This window comes from Candidatus Litorirhabdus singularis (assembly GCF_026262625.1).
GTDB lineage: Bacteria > Pseudomonadota > Gammaproteobacteria > Pseudomonadales > Halieaceae > Litorirhabdus > Litorirhabdus singularis.
Genome location: NZ_SHNN01000001.1, coordinates 249,759 through 262,015, shown reverse-complemented (window position 1 = coordinate 262,015; position 12,257 = coordinate 249,759). Strand labels below are relative to the sequence as shown.

The window sequence follows — 12,257 nt, the reverse complement described above, 5'->3', positions numbered from 1 at the left end:
GGTTGATCAAAAAGAAGTTGCCCACTGCAGTATAGTCGGTGACTGTTGCCCCATTAAACGGTTTAGGCTATACCTGCGTTGTGAATGATATGCTCCCCCCCGATGATAATGACTTCGAAGACGAGGCTCCGGCGCAATTGTCGCTGGCGGCGAGAATTTTGCGCTTGCAGCATGAGCACCGAAATCTCGATCTCAGAATCGCAGAACTCTACGAATTTGCCTACCTGGATCAGTTGCAGTTACAGCGGTTAAAGAAAAAGAAACTGCTGATCAAGGATGCTATTGAATTGCTCAAGGACGATCTTATCCCCGACCTTGATGCCTAGTTAAAGAGGTTCCACTATGAAATCATCTCTCCGCGGGCTGCTGCTGTGGGCTTTGTTGCTGGGTTTTAGTCCGGCGTATGCTGCCGATAGCGTTACGGTTGTCACTACTCAACTAACGCCCCAGCTGTATTTACTGCAGGGCAAAGGCGGCAATGTGCTGGCATCCGTGGGCCCGGATGGCGTGTTGTTGATTGATAACGACTATGCGGGACTAGGCCCTATCTACCGCGATGCATTGGCCAAGCTGGGGGCTGAAGCGCCGGATTATGTTATTAATACGCACTGGCATGGTGACCACACGGGTAACAATGACTTCTGGCGTGCAGCCGGAGCCACGGTGGTTGCGCAGGACAATGTCAGGCTGCGAATGTCGACAACCCAGCGCAGTGAGTTTTTTGGTCGTGACACGCCACCGTCACCGCCACAGGCGTGGCCGACGGTGACCTACGCCAATGTGATGGCGCTGCATGTCAACGCCGACACCGTTGAATTACGTCATTACGCACGCGGTCATACCGATGGTGACAGCGTGGTGTTTTTTGCCCGAGCCAATGTGGTACATATGGGCGATCTGTTCTTTAAAGACTCCTTTCCTTTTGTTGACTATGATTCCGGCGGCGCAGTGACCAGCTATATCCGCAATATCGAGGCGATATTGGCGCGCACTGACGACAAAACCGTGATTGTGCCGGGCCATGGCGGCAAGACGGCAACTCGTGCAGACCTGATGCGTTATCACGACATGATGCGTGCCACCCGCGCTGAGGTGCAGGCACTGGCGGCGCAGGGGTTGAGTCTGGAGCAAATGCTGGAGCAAGGTTTGACTGCGGTCTGGGCCGACTGGGGTAAGGGTTTTATCAACCAGGAGAATTGGATACGTACGTTGCACGCCAGTCTTGCTGAGGGCTAACCGCTAACCCCTTCCAGTTTCAGTAACAGCTGCTTTGCCGGCAGACCCCCCGCATAGCCGGTCAGTTTGCCGTTGCTGCCGATGACACGATGGCAGGGCACAATAATGGGTATTGGATTACGGCCATTGGCGGCCCCTACCGCGCGCATAGCCCTGGGCCTGTTACAGGCGATCGCGATATCGCGGTAACTACGTAACTCGCCGTAGGGAATACGGCTCAACATAGTCCATACCTGATGCTGAAACTCGGTTCCAGCGGGGGCCAGCGGCAGTTCAAAAACCTGTCGTTGGCCCTCAAAGTACTCCTGCAACTGTCGCTGACAGCGTTCCAGAATGGCGTCGGCCTGTGGCACTCCGCCTTCGCCGTGTTGCCCTGGGAATTCGATGCTGGTGATGGCATTGCCATCGGATACCAGACGCAGTTCACCCAGCGGTGATTGACTAGTTTGAAACCGGATCATGGGAGAGACTCCTCCACAGTAGATTGGCGGCATAGGAGCGCCAGGGTTTGCAGCTTTCCAGCTCTGCACGCAGTTCGCGCAGATTCAGCCTGCCTGCGGGATCGTAAGCGCGACGCAGTATCAGGTCGCCATCGGGAAACACATCCGGGTCACCCAGACCTCTTATTCCCAACATACCGACGGTCCAGGGGCCGATGCCCGGGATAGTCAGCAGTTGGGGGCGTGGATCTGTGTCGTCATCAGGATCGCGATCAGTGAAGTAAGTACAGACGGCCCGCAGTGTCGCTTTGCGTTTCACGGGCATTGGCAACTGGGCATCGCTTAAGGCGAGTATTTGCGCGGGGGTTGGAAAGATAGCCGCGCCATCGGGCGCCGCGGCTCGCACCAGTTTCGCCAGTACTCCGCGCGCTGCACTGACACTGATCTGCTGGCCCACCACGCCGCGAACCGCTGCTTCAAACAGGGACCAATGTCCTGGGCAACGTAGTCCAGGAAAGCGGCAAGCCAGTTGCGACAGACGTGGTGAAGCGGCCAGTGTCTGGGCCACATCAGCGGGACTGGCATCCAGGTCGAACATGCGCCTGATGCGGGCTACCAGTGGCATCAGATCCTGTGCCGCGGCAGCGCCCGGCTCAAGTAGCAGCAGGTTACGGCGCGGATGCAGGGATACCCTTAAGCTGCAGACGCGGCCATCGGAGACAAATTTTCTGCAGTAGCTGTTGTCGTCTACGGTTTCAATGCCAGCGACGGCGTGGCGACCAAAAAATGCCAGTACGCCGGCCCAGTCATAAGGTGGGCGAAAGCTGAGTTCAAGTTTTAGGCTTGCCGCAGCGTCGCGTTCGCCAGTTCGACGCAGGCTACCGGGGGTGCAGTCCAGTTGTTGCCGAAATGCGGCATTACAGCTGCGCAGGCTGCCAAAGCCACTGGCGAAGGCAATCTCGCTGATGCTGAGACCGGTTTCCTTCAATAATTTTTGTGCAAAGTGCAGTCGCTGGGTGCGCGCAATAGCAGCGGGAGAAACGCCCAGCTGCTGGCTAAATAGTTTGCGCAAATACCGTTCGCCAATGCCAAGTCTGGCGCTGAGCTCAGCGACCGATTGTTGGTTGAGCGCGCCTTGGGCGATCAGCTTCAGGGCCCTTTGCAGTGTGGTACTGGTACCGCGCCAGGCCGGACTTAGCGGTGCTGACTCTGGGCGACAGCGCAGGCAGGGCCGAAAGCCACCCTGAGCTGCCGCTGCCGCGGAGGCAAAGTAGCGCACGTTGTCCTCTTTGGCGGTCCTCGCCGGGCAGATCGGACGGCAGTATATACCGGTGCTGGTGACCGCCAAAAAGAACTGACCGTCAAAGCGCGGGTCACGGGACAGGTGTGCCTGGCGGCAGATGGCTGGGTCAAGCTGGTCCGGGTCTGGAAGGGGCATAGCGGTCAATATAGCCCCGACGGCAGCCGCCGCCTAGCTGAAATCGGCCCTCACTATAGGTTTGTCTGTGGCCGGTGTTGCGCTAGGATAGGGCGCTATTTTGAGGAGAGTGTCATGAAGAAGCTGGGATTGTTAATTGCTACCGCGTTTTTGCTGGTGGCCTGTCAGTCGGCCTACTACGAAGCCGCTGAGAAAGTCGGCGTCCACAAGCGCGATATTCTGGTCGATCGGGTGGAAAATGCGCGCGACTCGCAGGCTGATGCCGAAGAACAGTTTCAGTCGGCGCAGGAGCAGCTGCTGGCGCTGATTGATTTTGACGGTGGTGATTTGCAGGACGTGTATGAAGATCTCAACGACGAATATGAAGACTCCGTCGATGCGGCAGAAGAGGTCAGCTCGCGTATTGCCGCTATTGAGGATGTTGCCGAGGCGCTATTTGATGAATGGGAAGAAGAAATCGAAGAGTACACCAACGCTACCTTCAAGGCAGATAGCAAGCGCAAGCTGCGCGAGACTCAGAGTCGTTACAACGGTTTGTTAAAATCGCTAAAGAAGTCTGAGGCACGTATGGACCCGGTGTTGGCTGCGCTAAAAGATAACGTGCTATATCTGAAGCATAATCTGAATGCCAGCGCTGTGGCTTCACTGAAAGTTGAATTTGGTAAGATCGACAAGGACATCACGGCGCTGATTGCAGAAATGCGTAAATCTATTGCCCAGTCCGATGCCTTTATTGAAAGTATGCAAGCCTCTTAGTAAGGAATATTTATGCGTCTGTTACTCGCCCTGTTACTGCCCTGGTTGCAGTTTTTCACTATCGGCCGGCCTTTTGCCGGCATCATCTGTCTGCTGCTGCAGATTTCCTTGATCGGTTGGATACCGGCAGCTATCTGGTCCGTCTATGCGCTCAGTCAGTACAAGACAGACAAAAAGATTTCCGAGGCGATGCGCGACTAGCGCATCTCTAATAGGGGTTTGATACGCCTGGTCCACAGCTCGTAACCTTCTGTACTCAGGTGCAGCCCATCAAACTGATACAGCTTCTTGTTGGGTTCACCCGCTGCGTCGAGGAATAAATCGGCAGTGGCGATGAATTCGCAGCGGCTGCCTATTTGGCACATTGCCCGCACCGCGGCGTTGGCCGCCTGCACTTCAGTCCATTTGTCCCAGGACATGATAGTGGGGGTGATAGCGATATAGTAGATCTGCGTGTTAGCGTCCTGCAGCAGAATGCGATCGACGATGTTTTCCACGGTGCTGCTAATGATAGGCACAGCGCTGGCGGGGTTGTCGCTGACATTGATGTCATTGGTGCCGATAAAGATGACCACGCTAGCGGGTTCGTAGGCCAATACCAGACGCTCCAGGTAGTGCGCCACATCATTGACTCTGGCACCGCCGAATCCCTGCTGTATCACCGGCAGCGGAGCCATGTCGGCTTCCAGTGTGTGCCACAGTCTAATGGAACTGCTGCCGACAAAGACAATGCCGCCTGTGGGCGCATCGGCCCAGCTGGACTCCAGAGCGGCAATATCATCCTCCCAGACCCGTGGGTCATCACTGGCGGCTTTTTGCATGCCGGTGGCGATGGAATAGCCGATTACGCCGACGCTGCTCAGCAAGGCGAGGACGAACAGGAATACAATTTTTTTCATTACGGGTCTCCGTGGACGGACGTTGTACTAGTTTTTTGTGACGTCAGGACGTGGGAAGTTCTGCCTCAGGTCGGTGCCTTCCCTGGTACCTGCTGGATCGGCTTCCGCGTCGGGCAATTGTGCGTCAGCATGACCGGCAAAGCCGGAGCCCGCTTCTGCGAACAGGTTAAAGGTTGATATACCCTGTTCCTCTAACTCCTTGGTTTCTTCAGCAAACCGCACCACTGCAGTGATAGGGCCGGTATAGCCGAGTTCGCGCAGCAGCTTGCCCACCAGTTTGTTTTCCGCATGGTTGGTCAGCGCCATCATCACCAGTTCCAGGTTGGCTTTGTCTATCCGGCCCCAAAAGTCAGGGTCACTGGCGTCAGCCGCGACCACGCGGCGGCCGTCGGCCAGATGCTGCTGGAGTTTCTGGTCGTTGTCATCGACGCCGACCACACAGCTGCCGTGGCGTTCCATCATGGCGTTATAGGCGCCGGTGCCGATGTTGCCCATCCCCAGCACCAGAATGCGGGTGTTGTTGAGAGGCGTCATACTGGCGCGAAGGTTTGCGCTCTGGTGTTTCGTCAGCGATTTGCGCCAACGCTGGTAAAGCGCGTGGGCGTGTGTGTTGAAGGGAGTCGAGAGTACAAAGGACACAGCTATGGTAATGGACAGCGCCGCGGTCCATTGGGGGTCTAGCCAGCCGGCTGTGGCTGCGACTGCGACCACGATCAGGCCGAATTCGCTGTAATTGGACAGGGCCAGAGAACTCAGCACTGCGGTGCGTGGCGGGGTGTGAAAGCGCGTCATCAACAGGAAATACAGGGGCGGTTTTAGTAGCGCGAGTAGGCCCAGCGCTATTGCCAACCACAGTAAGGTCGGATCGGGCCAGCCGGAAAGGCCGATGCTGAGGAAAAATCCCACCAGGAACAGATCTTTGAAATACAGCAGATTCTTGGCCAGCTCTTTGGCTTTCTGGTCGCCAGCCAGAATAGTGCCGAGTACGAGTGCGCCGAGGTCGCCCTTGATGCCTACCAGTTCAAACATCTGCGCGCCCAATATGGCCATGGCCAGGCCGCACAGCGTGAACAGCTCGCCGTGCCCGGCCAGGCTCAGCAGGCGAATGATCAGCGGTCGAGCCGGGAATAGCAGTAGCAATAACAGCGCGCTCAGCTGCGGTACTTTGCCCGCGGAGAAACCCAGAAACACCACCGCGGCGATATCCTGAATAATCAGTATGCCAATGGCAAGCTTGGCGTGACGCGACGCCATTTCACCGCGTTCCTGTAGTACCTGAATCACAAATACCGTGCTGGAAAAGGTCAGGGCAAAAGCCAGAATCAGCGTGCCGGTTAGGTCCAACCCCAGCTGCGGCAGGGCTTGTCCGCAGAGCCAGATCATTCCGGCAAACAGGCATTGCAGAGCGGCCATGTGAATGACCGCGGTGCCCCAGACGCGTGTTTGGAGCAGGTCGCGCGGATTCAGTTTGAGGCCAATACTGAACAGCAGTAGGGTGATGCCGATTTCGGAGATCGCCGTCAACATCGACTCACCCTGGATGCCCATTTCATGCAACACGAAACCGGCGGCGAGATAGCCGAGTAAGGCGGGTTGGCCGAGTGCGCGCATCAGCAAGCCGGAAATCAGGGCGCAGAGGATAATGGCTGGATCAAGCATAGTTAGTCAGCGGGTGCTCGCAATTCTATATGGTACAGTTTCGGCCAATGCTTACCAGTAATAAACAGGCGTTTTTCTGCAGAGTCCCAGGCGATGCCATTGAGTACATCGTGTCGCGACCGCCGCCGCTGGAGTGGATAGAGGGTGGAGAGATCGACCAGCCCCTCCACCTGACCCGTATCGGGATTGATGATGGCGATCTGATCGCTATACCAGATATTGGCGTAGACCTTGCCATCGATGCATTCCAGCTCATTGAGTCGCCGCAGGGGTCGGCCACGCAGGGTGACTGTGGTTTTTCCCAGTGGTTGAAAGGAATGCGGGTCCAGCATGAACAAATGCTCGCTGCCATCACTCAAAATCAGGCGTTCGCCGTCGAAACACAGTCCCCAGGGCTGTGGATCTTTGCCGCGGCTCGGTTTGTTATAAAGTAAGGGCATCTTGCCGCGTGGTTCGAAGCTGTCTATGTCCCACAGGTAGCCGTGGCCGCTGGTCCAGGTGAGTTGCACCAGGGTCTTGTCTATCAGCGCCAAGCCCTCGCCAAAGTCCTTCTGCGCCAGCAGTTGTCGGCGTAAAACCAGGCCACTGGCCAGCTCGACTTCGCGCAAGCTGGAACTGCCGTATTTGCCGGTGCTTTCATAGAGCTTACCCTTGCTGAACAGCAGGCCTTGGGTAAACGCGCCGCGATCGTGAGGGTAGCTGGCAACGATGTCGTAGCGGTAGGTGACGACTTTGTCGGCGCCGGTTACTGTGCCGGATGCCAGCAGTAGCGCCAGATACAGGCCGCTCAGCGCCGCGTGGTAGCGGGCGAAACTCAAGGCCTAGTCCATCTGCACATGACGCGTGCGTATTAAAATGCCGGCGCAAATAATGATCACCGTCAGGTTCAGGGCAACATTGACCAGCGCGATTTCGGCAGGGGCCGGTGACACGTAGCGGGCAACGCCCGCCACCACGCCGAGTCCTGGAATCAGCACCGCCAACCACAGCGTAAACCGCGATTGTCCGGCTAGTCCTAAAAAAACCAGCAGGTACATCAGGCCAAAGACGGATGCGACTATGGTGGTGCCGCCCAGCGGGAACAGCCACAGCTGGGCGATATTAAGTACGCCGCCACAGAGCATCAGGGCGGCGGCGAGGTCACGTGCGCGGCGGGTAGCGGCTACTGGCACCGGGGTCTCTATGGGTAACGACTTAAGAAGGGGAATGTACACAGGTCATGGCTTTTGCGCCAGCGCTGGCGGCGTAACAGGTACCCACAAAAAAGCCCGCCGAAGCGGGCTTTAGAAGTAGAGCGGTTAAGATCAGGCTTTGCGGCGTGAGAAGCCGAGGCCGAGTAAGCCGAGACCAAACAGGGCCAGGGTAGCGGGAACCGGAACCTGTGCAGTCTCGTACTGGATGTTGAGGAAACCTTCACTTATGGACTGGAGGCTGGCATCACCCTCTGTGTACACTTCCACCCACAGGAGGCCAGTAGTAAGGGTGAAGGGCCCGCCCAAATATCCGGGGTTGGCGAAGGGTGCGCTTACTTGACCGAACGGCCCCTGGACGTTTCCAGTACCTGCAACATTGACATCCCAAAATGATACATAAGCACTGCTGTCGTTGAGTGAAAGCAATAGCTCATCGTTGTAGGCGTTATCGCTGGATTCAAACGCGAGACCCTCGTAGGACGCCCCGGTTATCAGGGTACCAACACCAAGGTTATACTGAGCAGAGTTGGGATCAGCGGGGCCAGTCCCCCAGCCAGCAATGTCTACGATTAGCAAGCCCGCCTGTGCGGTGGTGGCGCTTACGGCGATCGCCAAACCTGCCATCAATGTCTTTAATTTTTTCATCGTCCTGCTCCAATAAGTGCTATTTTTCATTAAGTGATAGAGATGTAGCAACTAGCGTGCCAATAATGGAGAAACCAGCAAAGACGCGGTTGATCGAGCATTTACCCATGCTGGTTAAAGGGCTCTGTAAAAATAGCTGACACTAACCGGAACTTGGTCACACTTTGCGTCAAGGTAGGGTTTTTTCGGGCGAGGCCGCCATTTTACGGGCCCTGCGGAGCATTTTGATCATTCTTGTCGGCGCCGCAATTTTTGCTTGTTTACCGTCTTATCCGGCCCGATTCAGCAGCGCTTGAGCGACCCGTGACTGATTACTGCGCTGCAGGTGCTGAGAAATAAATTGTCCGGCAGCAATCAAGCGCTCGAGGTCCACTCCACAGTCGATACCCAGGCCCTGCAATAGGTAAACCACGTCTTCTGTCGCCACATTCCCGGTCGCGCCTTTAGCATAGGGACAGCCACCGAGGCCGGCGACCGAAGCGTCCACTGTCGCAATGCCCAGTTGCAGTGCCACCAGAATATTGGCCAGTGCCTGGCCATAGGTGTCGTGGCAGTGCACGGCCAAACTGGCGGCGGGTAGTTCTGCTAGCAGCACCTCCAGCAGCGTAGTCATGGAGCCGGCTGTGCCGGTGCCGATGGTGTCGCCCAGCGAGACTTCGTAGCAGCCCATATCGAGCAGGGCGCGGGTAACCTGCAGTACAATTTGCGGATCCGACTCGCCCTCATAGGGACAGCCCAGCACGCAGGAGGTGTAGCCTCGCACCGGAATGCCGGCCTTGGCTGCGGCAATCATCACCGGTTCGAATCTTTTCAGGCTCTCACTGATAGAGCAGTTGATGTTCTTTTGGCTGAAGGCCTCGGAGGCTGCAGCGAACACGGCGACCTCATCAGCGCCTGCCGCCAGCGCCCGCTCAAAACCTTGCAGATTGGGGGTGAGGGCGGCGTATTGTGTGTTCGGTCGTTTCTGCAGGCCGGCGAAGACGTCCTCGCTGGCCGCCATTTGCGGAATCCACTTGGGGTTAACAAAGCTGCCGGCTTCAATGGCACTCAAACCGGCGTCCGCCAGCTGTTGGATCAGTTCAATGCGCACTGGCACGGGAACAGTGGCTTGTTCATTCTGCAGGCCATCGCGCGCGCCCACTTCTACAATCCGTACCTTGTCTGGTAATGAGTGATGCACAGACCTATGCCTCTGGCTCGAAGTTGAGCAGTTCGGCGGCGCCATCGACCAGTTCACCGGGTTGGTAGTAAAACGCGGTTACGCTGCCGGCGCTGCTGGCGCGAATGGTGTATTCCATTTTCATGGCTTCCATCACCAGCAGCGGAGCATCTGCTGCCACCGCGCTGCCCACTTCTGCTAGCAGAGCGACAATGCGGCCGTTCATGGGTGCGCGCGGGTTACCGCCTGGGCCACCGGCATCAGCTTCGCCGGTGTCTGGCAGTGCGGTTGCAAACTGAAAGGCGCCGCTGCTGCCGTAGGCTGAAAATAGACCGTCGTGCTCCGCAACCACCAATTTCTGTTTGAAGCCGTCGCTATTGGCACTGAGCTCATCGCCGTTGAGTTGGCCGCTGACGTTGAGACGATTGCCGCTTTCGAAACTCAGGTTATAGCTGCTACCGCTGCTGTTGCGCACTTGTTCGGCGCTGATCAGCCAGGTCTCACCGGCATAAGTCAGTGCCAGTGCCTGCAGATGTGGCTCGTTCATGCGCCAGCCACCGGTACTGTGCCACGGTGAACTGGGGTCGGCGCTCTGGTTGGCACTTGCCTGAGCAACGCGTTCGCGGTCCAGCAGGATGTAAAGCGCAGCCAGCCCCAGCTGTTCTTCCGGGTCACCGGCAGGCGGTTGTAACAGCAAGGTCTGGTGGCGTTCGATAAAGCCGGTATCCAGCTCTATGGCCTGAAACGGTGCGCTGGTGGCCAGGTTGTATAAGAAATCGATATTGGTCGTGAGTCCGGCGATACGGTATTGGGTCAAGGCCAGTGCCAGGCGTTGCAGTGCCTGCTGACGGTTTTCACCCCAGACTATTAGCTTGGCGATCATGGGGTCGTAGTAAATACTGACTTCGTCGCCCTGGCGCACGCCGGTGTCCACGCGCACCACATCGGTCTCGACCGGGGTTTGCAGAAAGCCCAATAAACCGGTGGCAGGCATAAAGTCCTGCGCCGGGTCCTCGGCATAAATGCGTGCTTCAAAGGCGTGGCCGTTGACCTGCACCTGGGCCTGTTGCAGTGGCAGCGGCTCACCGGCGGCAATGCGCAGTTGCCATTCCACCAGATCCAGGCCGGTAACCATTTCAGTGACCGGGTGTTCCACCTGCAGGCGGGTGTTCATTTCCATAAAATAAAAGGAGCCGTCGGTATCCAGCAAGAACTCGACGGTACCTGCGCCGCAGTAGTCGATGGCGCTGGCGGCCTGCACGGCGGCCTCACCCATGGCCACGCGCAGTGATGCCGGCAGGTTCGGTGCCGGCGCTTCCTCAATGACCTTCTGGTGGCGTCGCTGCACCGAGCAGTCACGTTCGGCCAGGTAAATGCCGCCGCCGTGGCTGTCGCAAAATACTTGAATTTCCACGTGTCGCGGCTGGGTCAGGTACTTCTCTACCAGCATGTCGCTGTTGCCGAAGCTGCTCAGTGACTCGCGCTGCGCAGCCGCTAGCTCTTCGTCAAATTGATCGGCTGACCAGACCTGACGCATACCTTTGCCGCCGCCACCGGCGACTGCCTTGAGCAGCACCGGGTAGCCCATGTCCTCGGCGGCCTGTTTGAGCAGTGCTGGCGACTGATCGTCGCCGTGGTAGCCGGGCACCAGTGGCACTTGTGCTTTTGCCATAATAGTTTTGGCGGCCGACTTTGAACCCATAGCCTCAATAGCGGCGGTGGGTGGCCCAATGAAAACAATATTGGCCTGGGCGCAGGCACGGCAAAAATCCGCGTTCTCTGACAAAAAGCCATAGCCGGGGTGAATCGCCTCGGCGCCAGTGCGCTGGGCAGCGGCGATGACCTTGTCTGCACATAAATAGGACTCGCGCGCTGGAGCCGGCCCAATGTGCACTGCTTCATCGGCCATCGTCACGTGCAAGGCGTTGGCGTCAGCATCGGAATAAACGGCTACGGTGGCAATGCCCAGGCGGTGCGCAGTGCGCATGACCCGGCAAGCGATTTCGCCGCGATTGGCGATGAGTATTTTTTTAAACACGATCCTGTCTCCAGTTCGGTGTTTGTTTATTCAAAAAAGCCTGCAAACCATCTTGCCCCTCGGCCGATACGCGAATATCGGCGATGGCCTTACAGGTGGTTTCTATCAGGTCGGCGTCTATGGCGCGGCCAGCGAGCTCATTCATCAGTTGCTTGGCGGCCTGCATGGCGGCGGGGCCGTTGGCCAGCAGAGAATCGAGCATGGCCTCTACAGCGGCGTCCAATTCCTCCGCTGCCACTACACTGCTGAGCAAACCCAGCTCCAGTGCGGTGGCAGCGCTCATGACTTCAGCGGTCACTGAGTAGCGCAAGGTAGCGCGCTGACCGATGGCGGCAATGACGTAGGGGGCAATGGTTGCTGGCAGCAGTCCAATTTTGACCTCTGACAGGCAAAAGCTGGCGTGGGGTGTGCCGATGGCCAGGTCACAGCAGCTGACCAGCCCGACACCGCCGCCATAGCTGGCGCCTTGCACCCGGGCCAGGGTGGGTTGAGGCAGATGCTTGAGTTTGCGTAACATCTCAGCTAAGGCGCGGGCGTCCTGCAGATTCTCTTCATGGCTGTAGTTGGCCATGCGTTGCATCCAGCCGAGATCGGCGCCGGCGGAAAAACTCTTGCCGGCGGAGGCTAGTACCACCGCGCGCAGATCTTGTTGGGCGGCAATGGCCTCAAAGGCGATGTCCAGCTCGGCGATAACCTCGTCGTCGAAGGCATTGTGCTTGGCGGCGCGGTTAAGCTGCACGATGGCCACGCCGCGCTCGTCGGTGGTGATACTTACACTACTGTCGGTCATGACG

14 protein-coding genes are annotated in these 12,257 nt (G+C 57.6%); 4 read left to right on the top strand and 10 right to left on the bottom strand.

The genetic code is table 11. The annotated features are described in order from the left end of the window. Window positions 1–89: 89 nt before the first annotated feature. Window positions 90–326 (top strand): DUF465 domain-containing protein, encoded by a 237-nt coding sequence (locus EYC98_RS01255; RefSeq protein WP_279244870.1) that lies wholly within the window; start codon window positions 90–92, stop codon window positions 324–326. A gap of 16 nt (window positions 327–342) precedes the next feature. After that, window positions 343–1,236: an MBL fold metallo-hydrolase gene (locus EYC98_RS01250; protein WP_279243483.1), complete on the top strand. Its 894-nt coding sequence runs from the start codon at window positions 343–345 to the stop codon at window positions 1,234–1,236. Here EYC98_RS01250 and EYC98_RS01245 read toward each other — a convergent pair. Beyond that, window positions 1,233–1,697 (bottom strand): methylated-DNA--[protein]-cysteine S-methyltransferase, encoded by a 465-nt coding sequence (locus EYC98_RS01245; protein WP_279243482.1) that lies wholly within the window; start codon window positions 1,695–1,697, stop codon window positions 1,233–1,235. The two genes, EYC98_RS01250 and EYC98_RS01245, sit on opposite strands and share 4 nt — an antisense overlap. After that, window positions 1,678–3,114, bottom strand: coding sequence for an AlkA N-terminal domain-containing protein (locus tag EYC98_RS01240; protein WP_279243481.1), 1,437 nt, complete (start codon window positions 3,112–3,114; stop codon window positions 1,678–1,680). The genes EYC98_RS01245 and EYC98_RS01240 overlap by 20 nt, the downstream gene beginning before the upstream one ends. A gap of 114 nt (window positions 3,115–3,228) precedes the next feature. Between EYC98_RS01240 and EYC98_RS01235 the strand changes: the two genes are divergently transcribed. Further along, window positions 3,229–3,870 carry a DUF2959 domain-containing protein gene (locus EYC98_RS01235; protein WP_279243480.1) on the top strand — a complete coding sequence of 214 codons (642 nt, stop codon included), beginning with the start codon at window positions 3,229–3,231 and terminating at the stop codon, window positions 3,868–3,870. A 12-nt stretch (window positions 3,871–3,882) separates the two neighbouring features. Then, window positions 3,883–4,071 carry a YqaE/Pmp3 family membrane protein gene (locus EYC98_RS01230; RefSeq protein WP_279243479.1) on the top strand — a complete coding sequence of 63 codons (189 nt, stop codon included), beginning with the start codon at window positions 3,883–3,885 and terminating at the stop codon, window positions 4,069–4,071. On the opposite strand, the gene EYC98_RS01225 is transcribed toward EYC98_RS01230, so the two are convergent. From EYC98_RS01225 to EYC98_RS01190, 8 genes are all read right to left on the bottom strand, one after another. After that, window positions 4,068–4,769 (bottom strand): GDSL-type esterase/lipase family protein, encoded by a 702-nt coding sequence (locus EYC98_RS01225; RefSeq protein WP_279243478.1) that lies wholly within the window; start codon window positions 4,767–4,769, stop codon window positions 4,068–4,070. The two genes, EYC98_RS01230 and EYC98_RS01225, sit on opposite strands and share 4 nt — an antisense overlap. A gap of 27 nt (window positions 4,770–4,796) precedes the next feature. Continuing rightward, window positions 4,797–6,428, bottom strand: a complete 1,632-nt coding sequence (locus EYC98_RS01220; RefSeq protein WP_279243477.1) for a cation:proton antiporter family protein — start codon at window positions 6,426–6,428, stop codon at window positions 4,797–4,799. 2 nt (window positions 6,429–6,430) lie between these two features. Beyond that, the gene (locus tag EYC98_RS01215; RefSeq protein ID WP_279243476.1) at window positions 6,431–7,246 is read right to left on the bottom strand and encodes a glutaminyl-peptide cyclotransferase; all 816 of its coding nucleotides are present in this window, start codon (window positions 7,244–7,246) and stop codon (window positions 6,431–6,433) included. A gap of 3 nt (window positions 7,247–7,249) precedes the next feature. Next, window positions 7,250–7,642 (bottom strand): hypothetical protein, encoded by a 393-nt coding sequence (locus EYC98_RS01210; protein ID WP_279243475.1) that lies wholly within the window; start codon window positions 7,640–7,642, stop codon window positions 7,250–7,252. Window positions 7,643–7,732: 90 nt separating this feature from the next. Next, window positions 7,733–8,266: a PEP-CTERM sorting domain-containing protein gene (locus tag EYC98_RS01205; protein WP_279243474.1), complete on the bottom strand. Its 534-nt coding sequence runs from the start codon at window positions 8,264–8,266 to the stop codon at window positions 7,733–7,735. Window positions 8,267–8,534: 268 nt separating this feature from the next. After that, window positions 8,535–9,491 carry a hydroxymethylglutaryl-CoA lyase gene (locus tag EYC98_RS01200; protein ID WP_420887154.1) on the bottom strand — a complete coding sequence of 319 codons (957 nt, stop codon included), beginning with the start codon at window positions 9,489–9,491 and terminating at the stop codon, window positions 8,535–8,537. Continuing rightward, on the bottom strand, window positions 9,451–11,463 hold the full coding sequence (locus tag EYC98_RS01195; RefSeq protein WP_279243472.1) for an acetyl/propionyl/methylcrotonyl-CoA carboxylase subunit alpha: 2,013 nt from the start codon (window positions 11,461–11,463) through the stop codon (window positions 9,451–9,453). Before EYC98_RS01195 ends, EYC98_RS01200 begins: the two co-directional genes overlap by 41 nt. Continuing rightward, on the bottom strand, window positions 11,456–12,253 hold the full coding sequence (locus EYC98_RS01190; RefSeq protein WP_279243471.1) for an enoyl-CoA hydratase/isomerase family protein: 798 nt from the start codon (window positions 12,251–12,253) through the stop codon (window positions 11,456–11,458). The genes EYC98_RS01195 and EYC98_RS01190 overlap by 8 nt, the downstream gene beginning before the upstream one ends. Window positions 12,254–12,257: the final 4 nt, after the last annotated feature.

Excerpts from the sequence above, each read along its gene's own strand:
- EYC98_RS01205 (WP_279243474.1), bottom strand. The coding sequence starts at position 8,266 with ATGAAAAAATTAAAGACATTGATGGCAGGTTTGGCGATCGCCGTAAGC.
- EYC98_RS01190 (WP_279243471.1), bottom strand. The coding sequence starts at position 12,253 with ATGACCGACAGTAGTGTAAGTATCACCACCGACGAGCGCGGCGTGGCC.
- EYC98_RS01245 (WP_279243482.1), bottom strand. The coding sequence starts at position 1,697 with ATGATCCGGTTTCAAACTAGTCAATCACCGCTGGGTGAACTGCGTCTG.
- EYC98_RS01240 (WP_279243481.1), bottom strand. The coding sequence starts at position 3,114 with ATGCCCCTTCCAGACCCGGACCAGCTTGACCCAGCCATCTGCCGCCAG.
- EYC98_RS01255 (WP_279244870.1), top strand. The coding sequence starts at position 90 with ATGCTCCCCCCCGATGATAATGACTTCGAAGACGAGGCTCCGGCGCAA.
- EYC98_RS01230 (WP_279243479.1), top strand. The coding sequence starts at position 3,883 with ATGCGTCTGTTACTCGCCCTGTTACTGCCCTGGTTGCAGTTTTTCACT.
- EYC98_RS01200 (WP_420887154.1), bottom strand. The coding sequence starts at position 9,491 with ATGGCGCCGCCGAACTGCTCAACTTCGAGCCAGAGGCATAGGTCTGTG.
- EYC98_RS01225 (WP_279243478.1), bottom strand. The coding sequence starts at position 4,769 with ATGAAAAAAATTGTATTCCTGTTCGTCCTCGCCTTGCTGAGCAGCGTC.
- EYC98_RS01220 (WP_279243477.1), bottom strand. The coding sequence starts at position 6,428 with ATGCTTGATCCAGCCATTATCCTCTGCGCCCTGATTTCCGGCTTGCTG.
- EYC98_RS01235 (WP_279243480.1), top strand. The coding sequence starts at position 3,229 with ATGAAGAAGCTGGGATTGTTAATTGCTACCGCGTTTTTGCTGGTGGCC.
- EYC98_RS01250 (WP_279243483.1), top strand. The coding sequence starts at position 343 with ATGAAATCATCTCTCCGCGGGCTGCTGCTGTGGGCTTTGTTGCTGGGT.